Origin of the sequence: Hwanghaeella grinnelliae, from assembly GCF_004005845.1 — a bacterium.
In the GTDB taxonomy this organism is placed as follows: domain Bacteria; phylum Pseudomonadota; class Alphaproteobacteria; order UBA8366; family Aestuariispiraceae; genus Hwanghaeella; species Hwanghaeella grinnelliae.
In genome coordinates, this window is sequence record NZ_SADE01000001.1 from 1253445 (window position 1) to 1271236 (window position 17792).

General features: G+C 60.7%; 17 protein-coding genes. 6 read left to right on the forward strand and 11 right to left on the reverse strand.

The features are described from left to right. Positions 1–65: 65 nt before the first annotated feature. Complete coding sequence (locus tag EOI86_RS05715; RefSeq protein WP_127764139.1) at positions 66–1760, reverse strand: sensor histidine kinase; 1695 nt, start codon at positions 1758–1760, stop codon at positions 66–68. Positions 1761–2141: 381 nt separating this feature from the next. Here EOI86_RS05715 and EOI86_RS05720 point away from each other — a divergent pair, with 381 nt between their 5' ends. The 3 genes from EOI86_RS05720 (at position 2142) to EOI86_RS05730 (ending at position 5564) form a co-directional block, all read left to right on the forward strand. After that, entirely contained in the window at positions 2142–3395 is a 1254-nt protein-coding gene (locus tag EOI86_RS05720; RefSeq protein WP_205032073.1) for a multidrug effflux MFS transporter, read from the forward strand. A gap of 119 nt (positions 3396–3514) precedes the next feature. Then, positions 3515–3808, forward strand: coding sequence for a YciI family protein (locus EOI86_RS05725; protein ID WP_127764140.1), 294 nt, complete (start codon positions 3515–3517; stop codon positions 3806–3808). A gap of 70 nt (positions 3809–3878) precedes the next feature. After that, positions 3879–5564: a thiamine pyrophosphate-binding protein gene (locus EOI86_RS05730; RefSeq protein WP_127764141.1), complete on the forward strand. Its 1686-nt coding sequence runs from the start codon at positions 3879–3881 to the stop codon at positions 5562–5564. A gap of 2 nt (positions 5565–5566) precedes the next feature. Here the strand turns inward: EOI86_RS05730 and mnmC1 are convergent, their stop codons facing one another. The 7 genes from mnmC1 to EOI86_RS05765 all read right to left on the reverse strand — a co-directional run bounded on the left by mnmC1 (position 5567) and on the right by EOI86_RS05765 (position 12368). Then, on the reverse strand, positions 5567–7534 hold the full coding sequence (mnmC1, locus tag EOI86_RS05735) for an FAD-dependent 5-carboxymethylaminomethyl-2-thiouridine(34) oxidoreductase MnmC1 (RefSeq protein WP_127764142.1): 1968 nt from the start codon (positions 7532–7534) through the stop codon (positions 5567–5569). Positions 7535–7601: 67 nt separating this feature from the next. Continuing rightward, positions 7602–7964, reverse strand: a complete 363-nt coding sequence (locus tag EOI86_RS05740) for a helix-turn-helix domain-containing protein (RefSeq protein ID WP_127764143.1) — start codon at positions 7962–7964, stop codon at positions 7602–7604. 41 nt (positions 7965–8005) lie between these two features. Further along, positions 8006–8779 (reverse strand): 2-oxo-tetronate isomerase, encoded by a 774-nt coding sequence (gene otnI / locus EOI86_RS05745; protein WP_127764144.1) that lies wholly within the window; start codon positions 8777–8779, stop codon positions 8006–8008. A gap of 52 nt (positions 8780–8831) precedes the next feature. Beyond that, complete coding sequence (otnC, locus tag EOI86_RS05750; RefSeq protein ID WP_127764145.1) at positions 8832–9470, reverse strand: 3-oxo-tetronate 4-phosphate decarboxylase; 639 nt, start codon at positions 9468–9470, stop codon at positions 8832–8834. Continuing rightward, complete coding sequence (gene otnK / locus EOI86_RS05755; RefSeq protein ID WP_127764146.1) at positions 9467–10738, reverse strand: 3-oxo-tetronate kinase; 1272 nt, start codon at positions 10736–10738, stop codon at positions 9467–9469. The genes otnC and otnK overlap by 4 nt, the downstream gene beginning before the upstream one ends. 163 nt (positions 10739–10901) lie before the next feature. Further along, the gene (locus EOI86_RS05760; RefSeq protein WP_127764147.1) at positions 10902–11318 is read right to left on the reverse strand and encodes a globin family protein; all 417 of its coding nucleotides are present in this window, start codon (positions 11316–11318) and stop codon (positions 10902–10904) included. Between the two features lie 174 nt (positions 11319–11492). Then, complete coding sequence (locus tag EOI86_RS05765) at positions 11493–12368, reverse strand: LysR substrate-binding domain-containing protein (protein ID WP_127764148.1); 876 nt, start codon at positions 12366–12368, stop codon at positions 11493–11495. Positions 12369–12453: 85 nt separating this feature from the next. Between EOI86_RS05765 and EOI86_RS05770 the strand changes: the two genes are divergently transcribed. The 3 genes from EOI86_RS05770 to EOI86_RS05780 all read left to right on the forward strand — a co-directional run bounded on the left by EOI86_RS05770 (position 12454) and on the right by EOI86_RS05780 (position 14708). Then, positions 12454–12642 carry a DUF1127 domain-containing protein gene (locus EOI86_RS05770; protein WP_205032074.1) on the forward strand — a complete coding sequence of 63 codons (189 nt, stop codon included), beginning with the start codon at positions 12454–12456 and terminating at the stop codon, positions 12640–12642. A gap of 79 nt (positions 12643–12721) precedes the next feature. After that, positions 12722–13585 carry an EamA family transporter gene (locus EOI86_RS05775; protein WP_127764149.1) on the forward strand — a complete coding sequence of 288 codons (864 nt, stop codon included), beginning with the start codon at positions 12722–12724 and terminating at the stop codon, positions 13583–13585. 130 nt (positions 13586–13715) lie between these two features. Continuing rightward, on the forward strand, positions 13716–14708 hold the full coding sequence (locus EOI86_RS05780; RefSeq protein WP_127764150.1) for a UDP-glucuronic acid decarboxylase family protein: 993 nt from the start codon (positions 13716–13718) through the stop codon (positions 14706–14708). Between the two features lie 7 nt (positions 14709–14715). Here the strand turns inward: EOI86_RS05780 and EOI86_RS05785 are convergent, their stop codons facing one another. From EOI86_RS05785 to lepB, 3 genes are read right to left on the reverse strand one after another with little or no spacing between them, the layout of a single operon-like run. After that, positions 14716–15591, reverse strand: coding sequence for an NAD-dependent epimerase/dehydratase family protein (locus EOI86_RS05785; RefSeq protein WP_127764151.1), 876 nt, complete (start codon positions 15589–15591; stop codon positions 14716–14718). Between the two features lie 19 nt (positions 15592–15610). Then, positions 15611–16519 carry a hypothetical protein gene (locus EOI86_RS05790; RefSeq protein ID WP_127764152.1) on the reverse strand — a complete coding sequence of 303 codons (909 nt, stop codon included), beginning with the start codon at positions 16517–16519 and terminating at the stop codon, positions 15611–15613. Beyond that, positions 16516–17757: a signal peptidase I gene (gene lepB, locus EOI86_RS05795; protein WP_161973711.1), complete on the reverse strand. Its 1242-nt coding sequence runs from the start codon at positions 17755–17757 to the stop codon at positions 16516–16518. The genes EOI86_RS05790 and lepB overlap by 4 nt, the downstream gene beginning before the upstream one ends. Positions 17758–17792: the final 35 nt, after the last annotated feature.

Consider the following 17792-nt stretch of genomic DNA (forward strand, 5'->3'; position numbering starts at 1 on the left):
TCGGCGATGCCGGTTAGGTTTGTATGACTATTGGGGGCCTGAGGGGGGCGCTGTGCCCCTGACGGTCAGCCGGCTTTCGCGATCTGTTCCTGATCGAAGGGCAGGCCGGGTTCGTCTTCCTGCCGGGGGATGCTGATCGTAACGGACGTTCCCTTGCCCAATGCGCTTTCGATGCTCAAACGGCCTTTGTGAAGGCCGACTAGGGCGTTGGCGATCGCCAGGCCCAATCCCCAGCCTTGTTCGGAATCCAACGGGTTCCGTTCCCCGCGGGTGAAGGGGTTGGTGATGTTCGGCAGGCGCTCCGGCTCGATCCCTTGGCCGGTATCGGCAACCGTGATCGTACAGTCCCTATCCGTCGCCGTTGCCTGAATTGAGATTTTGCCCTCGGGCTCGGTGAATTTGATCGCGTTCGTGACCAGGTTCAGCAGAACCTGCTTTATCGCGCGTTTGTCGGCCATCATGGGGGGCAGGTCTTCGGGTACGTCGGTGTCGATTATCAGGTTCTTCTCAGCAGCCCGGCCGGCGAAGTTCTGGAAGCAATCAACGATGAGGTCCGAAACGTTGACGGGCTCAAGGCTCAGTTTCGTCTTTCCGGCCTCGATAAAGGAAATGTCGAGCAGGTCGTTGACCAATTCTAGCAGATAGCTGGCGCTGTTATGGATGTCGTCCGCGTATTCCAGGTATTTGCGGTTGTGTAGCGGACCCAGCATCTGTTCGCGCAAAATGTCGGAAAACCCCAAAATGGCGTTCAAGGGCGTGCGCAGATCGTGGCTCATATTCGCCAGGAATCGCGATTTTGCCGTATTGGCGCGCTGGGCCTCCGTCAGGGCCCTGTCGCGCTCCATTTCCGTTTCGACTTGATCGGTGATGTCCCGGCCGTTGCCTCGGTATCCTTTGAAATTGCCCTTTTCGTCGAAATAGGGCTGGCCGCTGATGGCGAGGTGGACCAGCGAGCCGTCCGGCTTCCGGCGCCCATGGATGAAGTTCCGGAAGGGGCGGTGCGCCGCGAGATCAGCGAGTTGTTTCCGATAGTCTTCCGGATCGCAGAATTTCTCGACACCGGATTCCTGCCGGTTCTTGCCGACCAGCCATTCGGAATTGACGCCCGTGATTTCGGTGAATCGGTCAGAAAAATAGCAGAACCGCAGGTTCTCATCCATTTCCCAGAACCAGTCCGAGGTGGCTGAGGCGAAATCCTGGAAACGCTGGCGTGCGAATTCCAGGTCCTCCAGCATGATGCGCCGCTCAAGTTCCGCGGATGCGCGCATGGCGACGATTTGAAGCAAGGTCTCGACCAGTTCGACGTTTTCCAGCGGTTTTTCGTCGACGATGACGATGAGGCCGATGGGATTGTCATGGTCGCCCCACAAGGCGATGCCGGCATAGCTTTCCGCATGCATATCCCCCAGCAGGCCAAAGGTGGGGAAAGTCTGTTGGACGCCGGCCGGGTAGCAGCAGAGCTCTTGTTCCAAGACGGTTTTGCAGGGAGAGCCGGGCAGGCAGTACCCGAAATTCGGGGCGATGGCGCCGTGGGCATACAAGGCCACGGTTTCGACCTCTCCGTCATTGCCCTCAACGACCCGGTCGACGAGTGCATAAGCCACGCCGAGAGATTCTGCCAGATGCGTCACCAGGGCCGAGAAGAAGTCGCCGTCCGTTTCTTTCCAGCCGCGCTGGGCAATGAAACGCAATGTCGCGTCGACCGTACCGCGGTCGGAGAGCAATTGGGGGCGAGTCTTCCGCGCTGTCTTTTCACTCATTCAAATGTCCTGGCCGCCGGGATTTTTGGATATCCGGCGGCATCGGCTGGTTACAGTCGGCTCGCTCAGGCGTCGCGAACTGCCCCCCTGCCTGATCCGTCGGCCTTAATGTAGCGAACGCTGGATTAATATCACCTTAATTGCGGGTGCCGCGCCCATATTTGGGGTGTGTGTCGATGAATTAAGGATTTGTTGGTTCGGACTATGCCCTGGGGGGCTAAAAAAAGGTCCAACACCACCTCGCTTTTTCCATGAAGCGGGGATATAGGGAGGCATCATTGGAACCCAGATCGAATCGGGCGGTTGCAGTTGTGCCGTGCCCTTTCTTTTTTCCGCCCGTCATCCCCGGCGGGTTAAACCTGTTTTTTGAAAGCACTTCGAATGTCCAAAACCGCCCAAGACGGCGCCGCTGCGATGGATCGATCCCCAATCGGTATGGGCGAGTTCGTTATCCTGATGGCGGTCATGATGTCCATGCTGGCGCTGTCGATCGACGCCATGCTGCCGGCATTCAACGATATTGCCCAGGATCTTGCGCTGGAGGACGCGACCGACGTCCAATACATCCTGTCCTTCATGTTTGCGGGGCTTGCCGTGGGGCAGCTCTTCTACGGGCCGTTCTCGGACAGTTTCGGGCGGAAACGCGCGATCTATCTTGCCGCGACCATCTTCTGCACCGGTTGTCTTCTGTCGATTTTTACCGACAGTTTCGCGGTCATGCTGGTCGGTCGGGTGCTGCAAGGTTTGGGCGCGGCCGGAAACCGGATCGTGGTCATGGCCATCGTCCGGGACCGATATGAAGGCCGCATGATGGCGCGCGTGGCGTCTTTCGTGATGTCGATCTTCATTCTGGTTCCCGTCATTGCTCCCTTCATCGGGCAGGGCATTCTATGGGTGGCGGAATGGCACATGATCTTCGTGATGTTCCTGGCCGTGTCACTGTTCTCCACATCCTGGTTCTTCCTGCGCCAGCATGAAACCTTGCCGCCGGAACGCCGCAGGGCCTTTTCCCTGGCCCCGATCATGGCCGGGTTCCGCGTGGCGGCGACCAACCGAACCACCTTCGGCTATACGCTGTGCGCCGGTGCGGTCTTCGGCTCGTTCCAAGGTTATCTCGTCTCGTCCCAGCCCGTTTTCCAGGGCGTCTACGGGGTGGGCGACATGTTCCCGGTCTATTTTGGGATACCCGCGCTGGCCATCGGTTTGGCCGGTGTCATCAACGGCAAGATTGTCTTGAAATACGGGATGCGGCGGCTTGTGCGTACGGCGCTGATCACGACCATCGGTCTTGCAGTCGCTTTCGGCGCTTACTCAGCCTGGATCGGCGGCGTGCCGCATTTGGCCGCTCTGGAGGTCTATCTGATCCTGACCTTTTTCTGCATGGGAATGCTGTTCGGCAATCTGAACGCCTGCGCGATGGAGCCGATGGGCGCGCTGGCCGGAATCGCGGCTGCCTTTGTCGGCTCGGTATCGACCATGGTGGCGATTCCGCCCGCGGCCGTTGTCGGGCATTTCTTCGATAATACGGTCGTGCCGATGGTTGGCGGTTTCGCGGTGCTCGGCTGCGTCGCTCTGTTAATCAGCCTGTGGGCGGATCACGATCATCCACCAGGACCGATCGTTGAAGACGCCTGATCCTCCGAGGCCTGTCTTAGCGTCGCGGCGGTACAAGATGTTTGTCCTGGCCGGGCGTTGCCTGGCCCCGTGATTGACGGTAGCAAGGTTGGCCCAATCCAGCAGAAGGATATCTTGCCATGGCGATGCTTATACAATGCACGGACAAACCCGGGATGCTGCAGACGCGCCTCGACACACGCGCCACGCATCTCGATTACCTGGACAGCAAGAAGGACATCATCCTAGCCGGTGGGGCGGTGATGGACGCGGAAGGGAAACCCTTCGGCTCCGTCCTGATCATCGATACGGATGACGAAGCGGTTGCGCGGGATTTCGCCGAGAACGACCCCTTTAACAAGGCTGGTCTGTTTGAAACGGTTACCGTCACCACTTGGCGCAAGGCCTTTTTCAATTTCGAAAACCTGACGTAAGAAACGGCAAGAATGGGACGGCGCGGCGCGGGTTTTCCGCGTGTCCGGCGCGCGATAGGGAGAACAGCGAATGGCCGACGGGCAGAATCAACGCAATGGCGGACGCATCCTGGTCGATGCCCTGAAGGGGCACGAGGTAGAGTTCATGTTCGGGGTGCCGGGGGAAAGTTACCTGGCCGTTTTGGACGCCCTGCACGACACGCCGGAAATCCGATACATCAATGCCCGCCATGAGGGCGGCGCCACGATGATGGCGGATGCCTATGGCAAGCTGACGGGCAAGCCCGGCATCGCCGTCGTAACCCGTGGACCCGGTGCTACCAATGCGTCTTCCGGCGTGCATGTCGCCTTTCAGGATTCGACCCCGATGATCCTGCTGATTGGGCAGGTCGGCCGCGACATGGTCGAGCGCGAAGCCTTTCAGGAAATCGATTATCGCCGGATGTTCGGTCAGATGGCGAAATGGGTGGCGGAGATCGACGACCCGGCCCGTATCCCGGAATTCATCAACCGTGCCTTCAACGTGGCGGTTTCCGGCCGCCCCGGCCCGGTGGTGCTGAGCCTGCCGGAAGACATGCTGACCGAAACGGCTGAGGCGGTGAATATCGGCGCCTATACCCAGGTCGAAGCGCATCCCGGCGACCAGCAGATGGCGGATCTGCGGATGATGATGATGTCGGCGGAAAAGCCTTTCATGATCGTGGGCGGCGGCGATTGGTCGGTGGATGCCTGCGCGGACATCATGGCCTTCGCGGAACATATGCATCTGCCGGTTGGTGCGTCTTTCCGCTGCCAGGACTATTTCGACAATTTGCATCCCAATTACGCCGGACATGTCGGCATCGGTATCGATCCGGGCCTAGCCAAACGCATCAAGGAAGCGGACCTGCTGATCGTGGTCGGCGCGCGCTTGGGTGAGATGACGACCGGCGGCTATTCGCTGATCGACATTCCCCGCCCGAAGCAGAAGTTGGTTCATGTCTATCCCGACGCGGCGGAAATCAACCGTGTCTATGATGCGGATCTGGGAATCGCATCGGGCATGAAGGCTTTCGCGCGGGCGGCGTCGCGGCTGTATCAATTGCGCGGCACGCCGGTCTGGAGCGCGGAGGTCAAGGATCTGCATGACGGCTATCTCGCCTTCTCCGAACCGACGGAAGTGCCGGGCGCGGTGAACTTCGGAACCGTGATTAAGACCCTGGACGAAAAGCTGGGACCCGATGCGATTTATTGCAACGGGGCGGGCAACTATACGGTCTGGATCCACCGTTTCCGGCGATACCGGAAATACCGGACCTGTCTTGCGCCGACCAGCGGGTCGATGGGCTATGGCCCACCGGCGGGGATCGCCGCTAAGCTGGTGCATCCGAACAGTCCGGTCGTGGTGGTGGCCGGGGACGGCTGTTTCCAAATGACGGGGCAGGAGATGGTGACGGCGGTTCAATACAATCTGCCGATCCTTTACATCGTTGCCAACAATGCCATGTACGGCACGATCCGCATGCATCAGGAACGCGAATACCCGACCCGGGAATCCGGTACGGCGCTCGCCAATCCCGACTTTGCGAAATGGGCCGAGGCGTGCGGCGCGCATGGTGAAGTCGTTGAGAAGACGGAAGACTTCGAAGCGGCGCTTGACCGGGCGCTCGCCAGCGGCAAGCCTGCCTTGATCGAGGTTCGCACCGATCCCGAAGCGCTCACGCCGGCGGCCACGCTGAGCGGCACGCGCGACAAGGCGCTCGCTATTCGGAAGTAAGGTCAGGGTGTTCCGGCGCGTTTCATTTCCCGGATCAGGAAACGCGCCGGATGCACCGCTTCGATCAGGTCTTTCTCCAACGGCAGGGGCATGCCCGCGAGCATGTCCGCCAACAGTTCGGCCATCAGCGGCGAAAACTGGTACCCGCGGGCGCCAAGGCCTGACAGGACGTATAGGCCATCCCTGTAGCGGGCCGGTGGGTAGTCGACCCAATGACGGCCGTGATGCAAATCCCCATAGTCGGATCCATAGGCTTCCGCGTCCGGCATCGGTCCAGCGATGGGCAGGCGGTCGCCGGTCATGGCGCGCAGCCCTGTCCAACCGGCCTCGGCCGGCGGCGGTGACAGGTCGAAGGCTTGGGAAAAGACTTGGGCGAATTCCGCCGCATAGCGTTGGTGATCGTCATGGGACCAGACTTGCCAGCCGGTGTCGCCGTCCGGGTCGGGCCAGGCATCGAAGCTGGAGCCTAGGACCCGGCCGCGCCTGCCGTCCCGCAGGGTTATGTTCGGTGACAGATAACCGCCGAAGCCGATTCCTTGCTCGGGAATGCCGGCCGGAAGGGCGTCACCCTTGATCCAACTCACTTGTCCCCGGCTGGGGCGGATTTCGAGCCAGGGTGCCTGCAGCAGACGGCCTGTCCAGCCGCCCGCCGCGACGATGACCCTGCGTCCGCTCCAAACTTCGCCGCAGTCGCCATCCATCAGCCGCCAACCGCCGTCGATGGGGATCAGGGCGTTTATATCCGCGCTTTCGACCGGCGCGCCGATGACATTGCGCACCGCTTGCGGATCCAGGCAGCCGGAGGCCGGGTAGGACAGGGCGGATCTGCCCGCGACTTCCGTCACGGTGATGAGGTCTTTGGGCCAATCGAGCGCATCGATCAGACGGGCCTGCCGGTCATCCGAGTCCACCCCTTCCGCGGCGGCTTGCATCGCACCGCGCGGGTCATACCAGACCGTGGGACCCAAGCCATCATAGAAGGCAAGCGCCTTCAGGAAGGTGAGGGCGTTGAGCCGGCCGGGCAGACTGGCGTTGACCGGCAGCTTCGGCGCGATCATCGCGACGGGGTTGGCCCCCATTCCGCCTGCCGGGCCCGCACGGTCGAAAAGCGTCGCTTCTATCCCGCGCGCTTTCAGCGCATGCCAGCAGCATTGCGCGGCGATGCCGCCGCCGATGATGGCGACCTCACCTGGGTCAGCCGGGGTGGGTGGGAGGGAGAACCAGGGCGTTTGCGCCTTTTCATCATCGGGCGGGGTAGCGAGTGTGCCGGTCAGGCGTTCCCGCTTATGCGCAAAGCCGGGATGTTTTTCGACGGAAAAGCCAACATCCTCCAAGCCACGCCGGACATGGCCGGCGGCGGTATAGGTCGCAAACCGGCCGCCGGGTTTGGTTCGACATGCGATGGCGCGAAAGACAGGAGCGGTCCACATATCCGGATTTCGGGCGGGCGCGAAACCATCCAGATACCAGGCATCCATTTTTCCCGAGAGTTGGGAAAGGCTATGCTCCACTGGGCCGAAAAGCAGAGTCAGCTGCACCCGGCCGCCGTCGAGGGATAAGCGATGGAAACCCGCATGACGAAGGGGAAAGCGGTCGCAGATCTCGTCGATCAACGACGCTAGGCCGGGGATGTCCCGGTAGAGCTGCAAGGCGCGGGTGAGGGAGTGTTGGTCGAGCGGATAACCCTCGACACTGACATAATGCAGGCAGGCATCGGGCATTGCGGTGCGGCGCCAAAGTGCCCAGGTCATCAGGAAGTTCAGACCCAGGCCGAACCCTGTCTCGCCGATCGCGAAGGTTGGCCGGTCCCGCCATGCCGAAGGCGCGCCGATGCCGTCCAGGAAGACGGTCTCGGTCTCCGCCGCCGCGCCGGCCGGCGACGCGTAGCCGTCATTGAACAGGATCGAGCGCGGCCCGCTGTCAGGATCTATGTCGAAATCCGGCGAGGGGAGCCGCGGCCAGCCCGTCATTCAAATCCCTTTATTCAAGGCATGACATATGGGGGAACGGTTTGCGGGCAAAACCATCGGCAGACGGCTAGCCGACTTCAAGCCGCTTTTCGAGGTCGGTCAGAATTTCAGTCAGTTCCACGACCTTCTGCTTGGCGATCGCCAATTTACTGCGGACCACCTCTTCATCACTATCCATTTCCATGAATTCATTCTCACGCCCTTGCAGCAGCCAGGGGGCGGTCACGTTCAGCAAGCCGGCCATCATCACGATCTGGTTCGCGCGCGGCACACGCCGGGATTTTTCCCAGCCGCGGACGGTCTTGGAGGTTACGCCCAGGCGTCTTGCGAATTCTTCCGCCGTCAGGTTGGAAGACTTCCGCGCAAACTTGATACGTTCGCCCAGTTGTTCCTGGGCCAGGTCTCCTGCCTTGGCCAGTTCCTTCTTCATAGAATACTCCACTACTACCTATGCTTTCTCGGGAAATCAGGTCACACCGACACACCATAGTCGGCCGCCCAGCTCAGTCCTGCTTTCGTCTCGCCCTTGGGCCGGTATTCGCAACCGATCCAGCCCTGATATCCAAGCCCGTCCAGCAAGTCGAACAGGAAGGGATAATACACTTCCCCTATGTCGGGTTCATGACGATCCGGATTTCCCGCAATCTGAATATGCTCCACGCGGTCGAGCAATGCGCGTGTGCGCATGGCGAGGTCACCCTCGCTGATCTGCAGGTGGTACAGATCTAATTGGAGCCCGATATTCGGTTCATCGACCGCCTCTATTACATCCACCGCCTGACCGGTCGTTGCAAGGAAAAACCCCGGAATGTCCCTTTGGTTGATCGGTTCGATACACAGATTGACGCCATCCAAGGCCGCGCGTTTGGCGGCTTTCTTAAGGTTCGCCACATAGGTTTCGGTATTGGCGCCGTGCTGCCGCATGCCCGCCATGACATGCAGGCGCGGGCATTTCAGGGCCTTGGCATAGGTCAGCGCTTTTTCTAGGCTTTCCATGAATTCGTCTTCCCGGCCCGGCAGGGAGGAAAGGCCGCGTTCGCCGTTTTCCCAGTCGCCGGGCGGCAGATTGAACAGCGCCTGCTGCAGGCCGGCCGCGTTCAGCTTTTCCGCCAATTCGTCGGGCGCGAAGTCGTAGGGAAACAGGTATTCCACCGCCTTGAAGCCGCAGGCAGCCGCTTCCGCGAAGCGATCCAGGAACGGCACTTCGTTGAACATCATGCTGAGATTGGCGGCGAGCTTTACCATGCGTTTTCCTTTCGAATTTCGGCAAATACGGCGTAACCGGTGGGCGGACTGTTCAAATAGGGAACCGTTCGCGCAAGTCGGCGACCTGTTGCGGGGTCAGCGTCCGGACGGGGATGCCGCGCAGCATCAGATGCAGCTTGGCGGTTTCCTCCAACTCCTCCATCGCGCCGACGGCGTCGCGCAGGCTTTTATCCGCGACAACCGGCCCATGATTGGCAAGCAGGCAGGCTTTGTGATCCTTGAAGACGGGCCGCATTGCGTCGGCCAGTCCTTTATCGCCGGGCGGGAAATAGGGCACCATCGGCAGCTTGCCGATGCGCATGACGTAATAGGCCGTGATCGGGGGCAGGGCGTCCTCCGGGTCCGTTTCCTCCATGACCGACAGCGCGACGGAATAGGAGGAATGCAGATGAACCACCGCTTCGGTCTGTGGGCGCACCTCATAGACCGCCATGTGCAGGAAGGTTTCCTTGGTCGGCTTGTCGCCCGAAAGATGCGTGCCGTCCGGCGCGATCTTGGCCAGCCTGTCCGGTTCCAATTCCCCCAGCATCGACCCGGTCGGCGTCATCAGCCATCCGTCATCCAGCCGGGCGCTGATATTGCCGGACGACCCGGGTGTCAGCCTGCGGTCGAACATCGACCGGCCCAGGCTGCAAATCTCCTCCCGCAATGTCGATTCGGCTCGGCTCATGACAGGACCTTGAAGGCTTTTTCGAAAAAGTCGGGCGCACCGAAATTGCCGGATTTCATGGCCAGGGCCGTCGGATCGTCCTCCACGGACGCAGTCCAGGGCACGCCCGGATCAATCTGGGGTCCGATGCGCAGCGCCGTAACGTTCAGTGCCTTGACCACCGCACCCGACGTTTCTCCGCCGGCGGAAACGATGCGCCGTGCGCCTTTGGCGTGCAGGCCCTCCGCGACACGGGCCAGGATGCCTTCCATCAATGCGCCGGCCTCGTTTCTGCCGATGCGGTCCTGAAGGGCTTTGACGTTTTCCGGTGCCGCAGTCGCGGACACCATCACCGGCGTATCGCCCAATTGCGGCGCGGCCCAGTCCAGAATGTCGTCGGCCAGCGTCTGACCCTTTTCGACCGCCATGTCGGCGTCGATCCGCCATAGCGGCACGCGGTTTTCCATGTAGTCCACCTGACCGCGCGTGGCTTCGGAGCATGAACCGCTCAGGATGGCGGCCGTGCCCGTCACTTTCGGCAGGGCATCCGAAACCTGGTCCTCGGCCAGCAGCCCGGCGGCCCGGAAATTGTCCGGCAAGCCCATGGCGACGCCGGACCCGCCGGTCACCAGTTTCAAATCCTTGCAGGCATGGCCGATCTCGATCAGGTCCCGGTCGCGGGCCGCATCGACGATGGCGTGGCGCAAGCCGTCCTTTCGCATCGTACCGAAGGCCTGCTCGATGGCCGTTGCGCCCTTGTCCACGGTCAACTGGTTCACCAGTCCGACCCCGTTCGGCGTTTGCCGGGCCAGGACACGGACAAGGTTGGGATCGGTCATCGGCGTTAGTGGATGGTTGCGCATGCTGGATTCCGACAGCAGCACGTCGCCGACGAAAAGATAGCCGTTGAAAATCTGCCGGCCGTTTTCCGGGAAAGCGGGGCAATAGATGGTGAAATCACCCCCGGCCGCGTCGAGCAAGGCGTCCCCCACCGGTCCGATATTCCCCTCATCGGTGGAATCGAAAGTCGAGCAGTATTTGAAGAAGATCTGCTTCGTGGCGCGGTCCGCCAGCCAGCGATAGGCGTCGAGCGATTGGTCGATGGCGTCTGGCGCCGGAATGCTGCGGCTTTTCAGGGCGATGACAACGGCATCCGTATCGCCCAGGTCGAGACTGTCCGGCGGAATGCCGATGGTCTGCACCGTCCGCATGCCGGATTTGACCAGCGTGTTCGCAAGGTCGCTCGCGCCCGTGAAATCGTCCGCAATCGCGCCGAGAAGAATGGCCATGCGCCGTGTCCTGCCCCTGTTCGTTTTCGTGTTCTTGCTTGTCTGACAACAAAGAATACACGAGTGCCGGGGGCAGAAAAGGGCGGCCCAGGTCCAAAGTGAAACGCCGGGCACGACAAGGCCCGGCGTTTCAAAACGGTTTGCGCGCCGATGACGGTCAGGGTCAGGCCGCGGCCTTCACTTGGGCTTCCTTCATCACGCCGGCGACCAGGCCGTAACACTCGGTCCAGGCTTCCTCGACCTCGGGTGTGAAATCATCACCAAGGCCTTTGCCCAGCGTAAAGAGCAGGGCCGCGCCGACGGCGTCATATTGTTCCAGTTTCACATTGTAGCCATTGTGCCGCGCGCCGCAGGCCTGCAGGGCCGGGACGACTTCCTCGACCCGGTTCAGGCCGTTGACCGCCATGGCCAGCAGTTTCAGAAGCTTCTTCTTTTGCTCGCTCATGTCGTCTGGAAACAGCGGCCGGACCTCGGGCGCGATTTCGAACAGCCGAGCATAGAAGATATCGGCGGCCGCATCGGCGATGGGTAGGACCTTCTGAAAACTGGATTGAACGAGTTCGATCTGTCTGGGGGTCATTATCTTTATCCCGGTTTTTTGCGTGATGCGGGTCGCCTCACAATCCGGATAAAGATAAAACATTAAATACTAATGTAATGTGAACGTAGCCAGCGGGTTAAGCGGACTGTCCAGTTTGCAACCTGTCCCGTCGCCTTGATCGGTGTCGGTTTCGCCATGTGGAACCGCGCGGGCTCAGGCCGCGGCCATGGCTTGCAGCCAGGTCAGAAAGGCCTGGCTGTCCTTTCCGGCATTGGGTGGGGACAGCGCGACATAAGCGATGCCGCTGGGGATGAAGCCGAAAGGCGCGACGAGGCGGCCAGCCCGCAGATCGTCCTGAACCAGAATATGCGGTGCGATGGCAACGCCCAACCCGGCTGTCGCGGCCTCGAGCAGGAAGTAGAAATGTTCGAAATATTGTCCGTCGAGCGGTAGGGACGCGCCGACAGATGCGCACCATTTCGGCCAGGCCCCCACCCGTGTTTTCGTGTGCAGGATCGGCAGCGCTGCCAGTGCGGCGGGGTCGTGAAATCCCCCTTCGGGAACCAGAGACGGGCTGACAACTGGACCGACAAGGTCTTGCAGAAGCGGTGTAACGACCGCATCGGCCCACTGGTCCTGGCCGCCTTGGTCGGACCGGATGGCGATGTCCATCTTGTGCCGCCGGAAGTCGACCGGGATGTCCTCCGACGTCATTCTGATTTCGATGGCCGGATGCCGGTTCTGGAAATCGTAAAGGCGCGGGATCAACCAGCGCAGCACGAAGGTGCCGAAGCAGGAGATGTCGAGCAGGCGCTTTTCCTGCCCGGTGACGCGGTTCACGGCCGCTTCGATCCCGTCGAAGGCCTCAGTCAGGCTGGGCAAAAGATCTTCCGCCGCGTCGGTCGGGCGCAACCGATTGCGCGGCCCTTCGAACAGCGTGACGCCCAGCACTTCCTCCAGCGACCGGACCTGACGGCTGACCGCGCCATAGGTCACGCCTAGCTCATCGGCCGCCAATGTCATTTTCCCATTTCGCGCCGTGGCTTCGAAGGCGCGTAGGGCGTTCAGGGGCAATGCGCCGCGTTTCATGGTAAGGTTCCTATGTGTGGAAAACTCACAAATGATGTCCGTAAACATCGTTTTACTTGAAAGATGAACAATACGAAAAGACGGAATGTCACAAGAAAACACACTCCTTCGACCCTTGTTCATGCGGTTTCGCCCACTCAAATGCATTCGGCACTGGTGGCAGAAATCGTCTTCCCGCATTGCGCTGGCCCAGCTTCCCGATGAAAGGCTGGCCGATATCGGCCTGACGCGGGCGGAACGTGACCGCGAAGTCGCGCGTCCGTTCTGGGACTAGCCGTTCTGGGATTAGAGTTCTGGGATTTGCATTCTGGGACCAACGAAAAAAACAAACCGTTCCGGTTGGGATAAAAGATATGGAATTCGTCGTCTTTCTAGCGGTCGTTGCCGCCGCCATGCTGCATGCCGGGTGGAACTCCGTCCTCAAACTCGGCATGGATCGCGGCACCGCTGTGTTGCTGCTGACGTTGGTTCAGGCCGGTATCGCCCTGCCGATGCTGCCCTTCGCAGTCCAGCCGGATGCGGCCGCCTGGGGCTGGATCGCGGCGTCTGCCGTGTTGCATTGCGGCTATATGATTTTCCTGTCGCAGGCCTATGCGCATGCGGATCTAAGCTTGGCCTATCCGCTGGCGCGCGGCACCGCGCCGTTATTGGTGGCGGGTGTCTCGGTCGCCTTCCTCGGTGCGGTGTTCAGCGACACGCAACTGGTCGCGATTTTGGCGATTTCGACCGGCATTCTGGTGATGGCGCTGCGCGGCGACAAGAACGGACGGGCCGGCGGCATGGCGCTGTTCTATGCTTTGGGGACCTCGGTCTTCATCGCCTCCTACACGCTGGTGGACGGAATGGGCGTGCGGGCCGCCGGCGCGTCTTCCGGCTATATCCTGTGGCTGACCCTGTTCGAGGGGGCCGGCATGGTCATGTGGACCGTGCTGCGCCGGGCCTTGCGCCCGTCACGCGGCCCGGAACCATCGATCCTGTCGGCGATCCGGCGGGAATGGCGCAAAAGCGTGATCGCCGGGGCTATGTCGCTCGCCGCCTATTGGATCACGGTCTGGGCCTTCCTGCATGCGCCGATCGCCCTGGTCGCGGCCTTGCGTGAATCGAGCATTTTCTTCGCCGTTGTGATCGCCGCCTTCGCCCTGCACGAACCCGTGCATCGGCTCCGCTGGATTTCGGCCGCCGCGATCGTGCTCGGTGTCGGTCTGATAAGATTGTGATGGGGGTCGAGTTCCCCCGGGTTTCCCCAGGTTTCCCCAGGTTTCATTGACCCGTGGCGGGATACCCGGAATCTGATTACAGTTTCCAATTGGTATCGGCTTGGTCATCGGTTTCATGGAAGGCTACGGCATGTCCCTTGCGCAGAATGCGGACGCACCGCGCCTGTCGCCCACCGCGCGGCGGGTAGTGGTGACGGGCGGGGCGGGGTTTCTCGGCTCCCACCTTTGCAAGCATCTCCTTGCGCGGGGGGATGAGGTCGTCTGCGTCGACAATTACTATACCGGCCGCCGGGCGCTGATCGCCGACCTGCTGGATGATCCCCGGTTCGAGGTGCTGCGCCACGACATCACTTTTCCGCTCTATTTGGAAAGCGACGAGGTCTATAACCTCGCCTGTCCGGCATCCCCCATCCATTATCAGCGCGATCCGGTGCAGACGACGAAGACCAGCGTGATCGGGGCGATCAACATGCTGGGCCTGTCGCGGCGGGTGGGCGCGCGGTTCTTCCAGGCCTCGACCAGCGAGGTCTATGGCGACCCGGAAGTGCATCCCCAGCCGGAGGACTATACCGGCAACGTCACCTCCATCGGCCCGCGGGCCTGCTATGATGAAGGCAAGCGCTGCGCCGAAACCCTGTGTTTCGACTATCAGCGCCAGCACGGGCTGGACGTGCGCGTGGCGCGGATTTTCAACACCTATGGCCCCAACATGCATCCCGATGACGGGCGGGTGGTGTCCAACTTCATCATCCAGGCGCTGAAAAATCAGCCGATCACGATCTATGGGGACGGGTCGCAGACACGCTCCTTCTGCTATGTCACCGACCTTGTGCGCGGGATCGTCGCACTGATGGAGGCCGAACGCGTGGAAGGCCCGGTCAACCTGGGCAATCCGCAGGAAGTCACCATCGGCGAATTGGCCCGCATCGTGATCGACATGACCGGATCCAAGTCGGACATCGTCCATCATCCCTTGCCGCAGAACGACCCGGTCCGGCGCTGCCCGGATATCGGTAAGGCGCAGGGGCTGATCGATTGGAAGCCGGCGACGCCCTTGAAGGAAGGGCTTGCCAGCACCATCGCCTATTTCGAGGATTACCTGCGCGGAAACGGGGAACTATAGGCCACGGTTAGTCGAACAGATCCGAGGTTTCGAAGGCGTCGATCCTGGGACGCCATTTACATGTGCCGCGCAGTCTTTCCGACGCCATTTGCTGGTCCAGCGTCGGGCCTTCGGCCCAGGCGCCGTGTTCGGCGACGAGCCCCTCCTTCGACAGAATGACGGTTTCTGGCGGGGCATCGTATTTCGCGGCGATGGCCTCCACTATTTTGCCGACCGGCACGCCGGGTTGGGCGCTTGCATTGAAATGCCCGCTCACGTCCCGGTTTTCCAGCAACAGCCGATAGGCGACGGCCAGATCGTCGCGGTGGATCAGCGGCCAGCGCGTGTCCGCTCCGCCCCAAACTTCGATGGGTTCACCGGCTTTGGCTTTTTCCAGGAAGCGCGTGAAGACGCCGCCCGCGCGGTGATAGACCATCGCGGGGTGAATGACGGCGGTCGAGAATTTTCCGGACGCGGTCAGCCGCTCGGCATTCTCGACCATCCAGACGAAGGAAGAGATCGGGTTAAACGGGCTGTCTTCCGTGGCGACATCGTCGCCGGTCGCGCCATAGAGCCAGCAGCCCCCGGTATAGACAAAGCGGACCGGCGGTGTCGAAGGCGGGGCGGCGGCGATCAGGGCGTCGATCACACCGCGGTCCACGTCACCCATATCCTCGGTGAAGGTGACGGCCGCCTGAATGACGCCGTCGACCTCGTTGACGATGCCGGCCCAATCTTCCGGCCGACGGAGATCGCCGCGCAGGGTTTCGTATCCAAGGGCTTTCAAATCACGTTCGGACGCGTCGGACCGGCATAGGGCGAGGACTGTGTGACCCTGTCCGGCCAATTCCCGCGCGACAGCCGTTCCGATCGATCCGGTCGCCCCCAATACCAATACTTTCATGGTCGATATCCGCTGGTGTTCACGTCAGCACGCCGCATTCCGTGAGCAGGCCGGCATGACCGGTCATGAACCGGTCGAGATGGGCCAACTGCCGCCGGCGCAGGTCTTCGCGCAGGAAAAGCTTCAGGTTCATTTTGCGCGATTTGCCGTTGACGCCCAGGTCCAATTCGCCATCGACATGCCGGTCCCCGGCGGAGGTCGCATGGACGAAGCGCGTTTTGCCGGTGCCGTCGGCAACCGCGTCGTCCAGCAACGCGCCGTGCGCATTCCATTCCGACGTATCCAATTGCCGGATTTTATTCGGCGCCGAATGGGCCAGCGTGTTGAAGCTGTTCTGTTCGAACAACAGCCAGACATGCTGTTTCAGAACCAGATCGCGCCAAGCATGGGCCAGGTTGGCATCGGTGCAAATCAGGAAACCCGTGTTCAAATAATTTGAGTCAGGGTCGACACCGAAGTCTTTGATTTGTTTTGCGAAAGGTTCGATGTCACGGTCCCGATTTCGCCATTGATCGATGAAGCTCGACAAGCTGCATCCGACATCGTCCGGGCAGAGCGCGGCGCTTTGGCCGTCCACGCGCATCTCGGCCGCCAGGTCAGCGAGATCGGCGGCGAAGGGGCGCAGCGGGATGATATCGGCGTCGATCCAGACGAACCCACGCGCGGCCATTTCGGCGGGGGGCAGGAAATCGCCCATGGCCGCCTTCGCATACCAGGGATGGTCATGGCCTTGAAGGAAGGCGGGCTTGGACAGCAGCACGCCGATTTCTTCCAGGAAGCGCCGGACCGGCGGGCTGAACCCGAAATCGCAGACCTTGATCTCCACCCCCGGATTCAGCACCGCGACCGCGTCCAGCAACATGAACAGATTGCCGAGCAGATGATCGTCGGCGCCGGAGAGAAAGAAGGGGGCGGTGGTTTCTGTCATTCGATTGAAATTGGTATGTCCAAGTTGGTCGGCGGCAATAGGCGTCTGTAGATTGGCGCCAAGAAGTGACTTTCGGAGACGAAGCCAATGCTATTCATCACTCTACTATCCAATGAATTGTCTCGGTTGTCGCCCAGCACGAAGTAATGACCGTCGGGTACAGAATAAACCGGTGTGTTATCCAGGGGTCCATTGCCTTCGTAAATCTTAAGAATCCGATGCATTGGTCGGATCAAGGTGTTTGTTCCTCCCTGCTCAGTCGATGGCAGGCTTTCCCTATATTGGCGAACGCGCCTTTCAGCTTGTGTGTTAGGATGCATCACGAAATCAGGCAGCCGAATTCGCTCGGTAGGGACGCCGTTGATATGCAGAATTCCCCGAATGAATTGGACCGTATCACCCGGGATGCCGATAACACGCTTCAGATAAATGTTGTGTGGGTCCGTTGGTCCACGAAAGGCGCCGATTTCCCCACGTTTCGGAGGTCGCCAAAGATATGCCCATTTGTTGGCCACCACATTCTCTCCGGCCCGTAAGGTCGGCAGCATTGAACCAGCAGCATTGTTATAGGTTTCAATGGGCCATACCGGCGTTGCTTGCAGGGCGGACAAAAGCCCCGTAGCGGCGAAAACACCCAGATAGATTGCAAAGCCGCCATTGCTGCCCTCGAATTTCAGCTGGCGTGCGGTCCAGTAATAGGAAAACAGGCCTATCGCGATCAAAGGCCAGACCAGATGGGGCTGGAGGTTGGCAAATTCTTCCCGTGGAAGCAGTAAAAGCGGCAGATAGAAGATGACGACCGTTGCGCCGGTGACCAAGGCCGATCCATAGCAAAGCACTCTAAATAACGTCGAAACAGTTACCGAACGGCCGGCGAGTTTCAAAAAACAATAGGGCACCAGCATCCAAAGCGCTGTCGCAAGAGCGAACGTCGCGAAGGTTGAAAGGGGCAGGGGATCCAAAAATTTGGAAAGGGGAAGGAATGTCGGCGGCAGTTCGAATGCCGGCGTGTGACCGAGAACGATCATTTCTAGGGCCGAAAGAACGACAAGGTTCGCGATCAGAAACCTCAAACCGGGCATCGGTTCGATTTGTTTAGCGGAACCTCGGTTACTGCTTTCGCGGTTCGCCGACGATAACGCTCGCGGGTTGAACCAAGCCAGGAAATGGGTCTTGGCGAACGACGGTATCGCTTTCAACACCTCAAACAGAAAGACGGAGGGTCTGTGCGCCGCCACTCCAAAATCCTTCTCGGAATATAAGGGGCCTGGTG

What these genes read in the sequence shown, in the direction of transcription:
- otnI (WP_127764144.1), bottom strand. Translation starts at nt 8,779, where the DNA reads ATGGTAAAGCTCGCCGCCAATCTCAGCATGATGTTCAACGAAGTGCCG.
- EOI86_RS05785 (WP_127764151.1), bottom strand. Translation starts at nt 15,591, where the DNA reads ATGAAAGTATTGGTATTGGGGGCGACCGGATCGATCGGAACGGCTGTC.
- mnmC1 (WP_127764142.1), bottom strand. Translation starts at nt 7,534, where the DNA reads ATGACGGGCTGGCCGCGGCTCCCCTCGCCGGATTTCGACATAGATCCT.
- EOI86_RS05790 (WP_127764152.1), bottom strand. Translation starts at nt 16,519, where the DNA reads ATGACAGAAACCACCGCCCCCTTCTTTCTCTCCGGCGCCGACGATCAT.
- EOI86_RS05780 (WP_127764150.1), top strand. Translation starts at nt 13,716, where the DNA reads ATGTCCCTTGCGCAGAATGCGGACGCACCGCGCCTGTCGCCCACCGCG.
- EOI86_RS05720 (WP_205032073.1), top strand. Translation starts at nt 2,142, where the DNA reads ATGTCCAAAACCGCCCAAGACGGCGCCGCTGCGATGGATCGATCCCCA.
- otnK (WP_127764146.1), bottom strand. Translation starts at nt 10,738, where the DNA reads ATGGCCATTCTTCTCGGCGCGATTGCGGACGATTTCACGGGCGCGAGC.
- otnC (WP_127764145.1), bottom strand. Translation starts at nt 9,470, where the DNA reads ATGAGCCGAGCCGAATCGACATTGCGGGAGGAGATTTGCAGCCTGGGC.
- EOI86_RS05765 (WP_127764148.1), bottom strand. Translation starts at nt 12,368, where the DNA reads ATGAAACGCGGCGCATTGCCCCTGAACGCCCTACGCGCCTTCGAAGCC.
- EOI86_RS05770 (WP_205032074.1), top strand. Translation starts at nt 12,454, where the DNA reads ATGTCACAAGAAAACACACTCCTTCGACCCTTGTTCATGCGGTTTCGC.
- EOI86_RS05740 (WP_127764143.1), bottom strand. Translation starts at nt 7,964, where the DNA reads ATGAAGAAGGAACTGGCCAAGGCAGGAGACCTGGCCCAGGAACAACTG.
- EOI86_RS05715 (WP_127764139.1), bottom strand. Translation starts at nt 1,760, where the DNA reads ATGAGTGAAAAGACAGCGCGGAAGACTCGCCCCCAATTGCTCTCCGAC.
- EOI86_RS05760 (WP_127764147.1), bottom strand. Translation starts at nt 11,318, where the DNA reads ATGACCCCCAGACAGATCGAACTCGTTCAATCCAGTTTTCAGAAGGTC.
- EOI86_RS05725 (WP_127764140.1), top strand. Translation starts at nt 3,515, where the DNA reads ATGGCGATGCTTATACAATGCACGGACAAACCCGGGATGCTGCAGACG.
- EOI86_RS05730 (WP_127764141.1), top strand. Translation starts at nt 3,879, where the DNA reads ATGGCCGACGGGCAGAATCAACGCAATGGCGGACGCATCCTGGTCGAT.
- EOI86_RS05775 (WP_127764149.1), top strand. Translation starts at nt 12,722, where the DNA reads ATGGAATTCGTCGTCTTTCTAGCGGTCGTTGCCGCCGCCATGCTGCAT.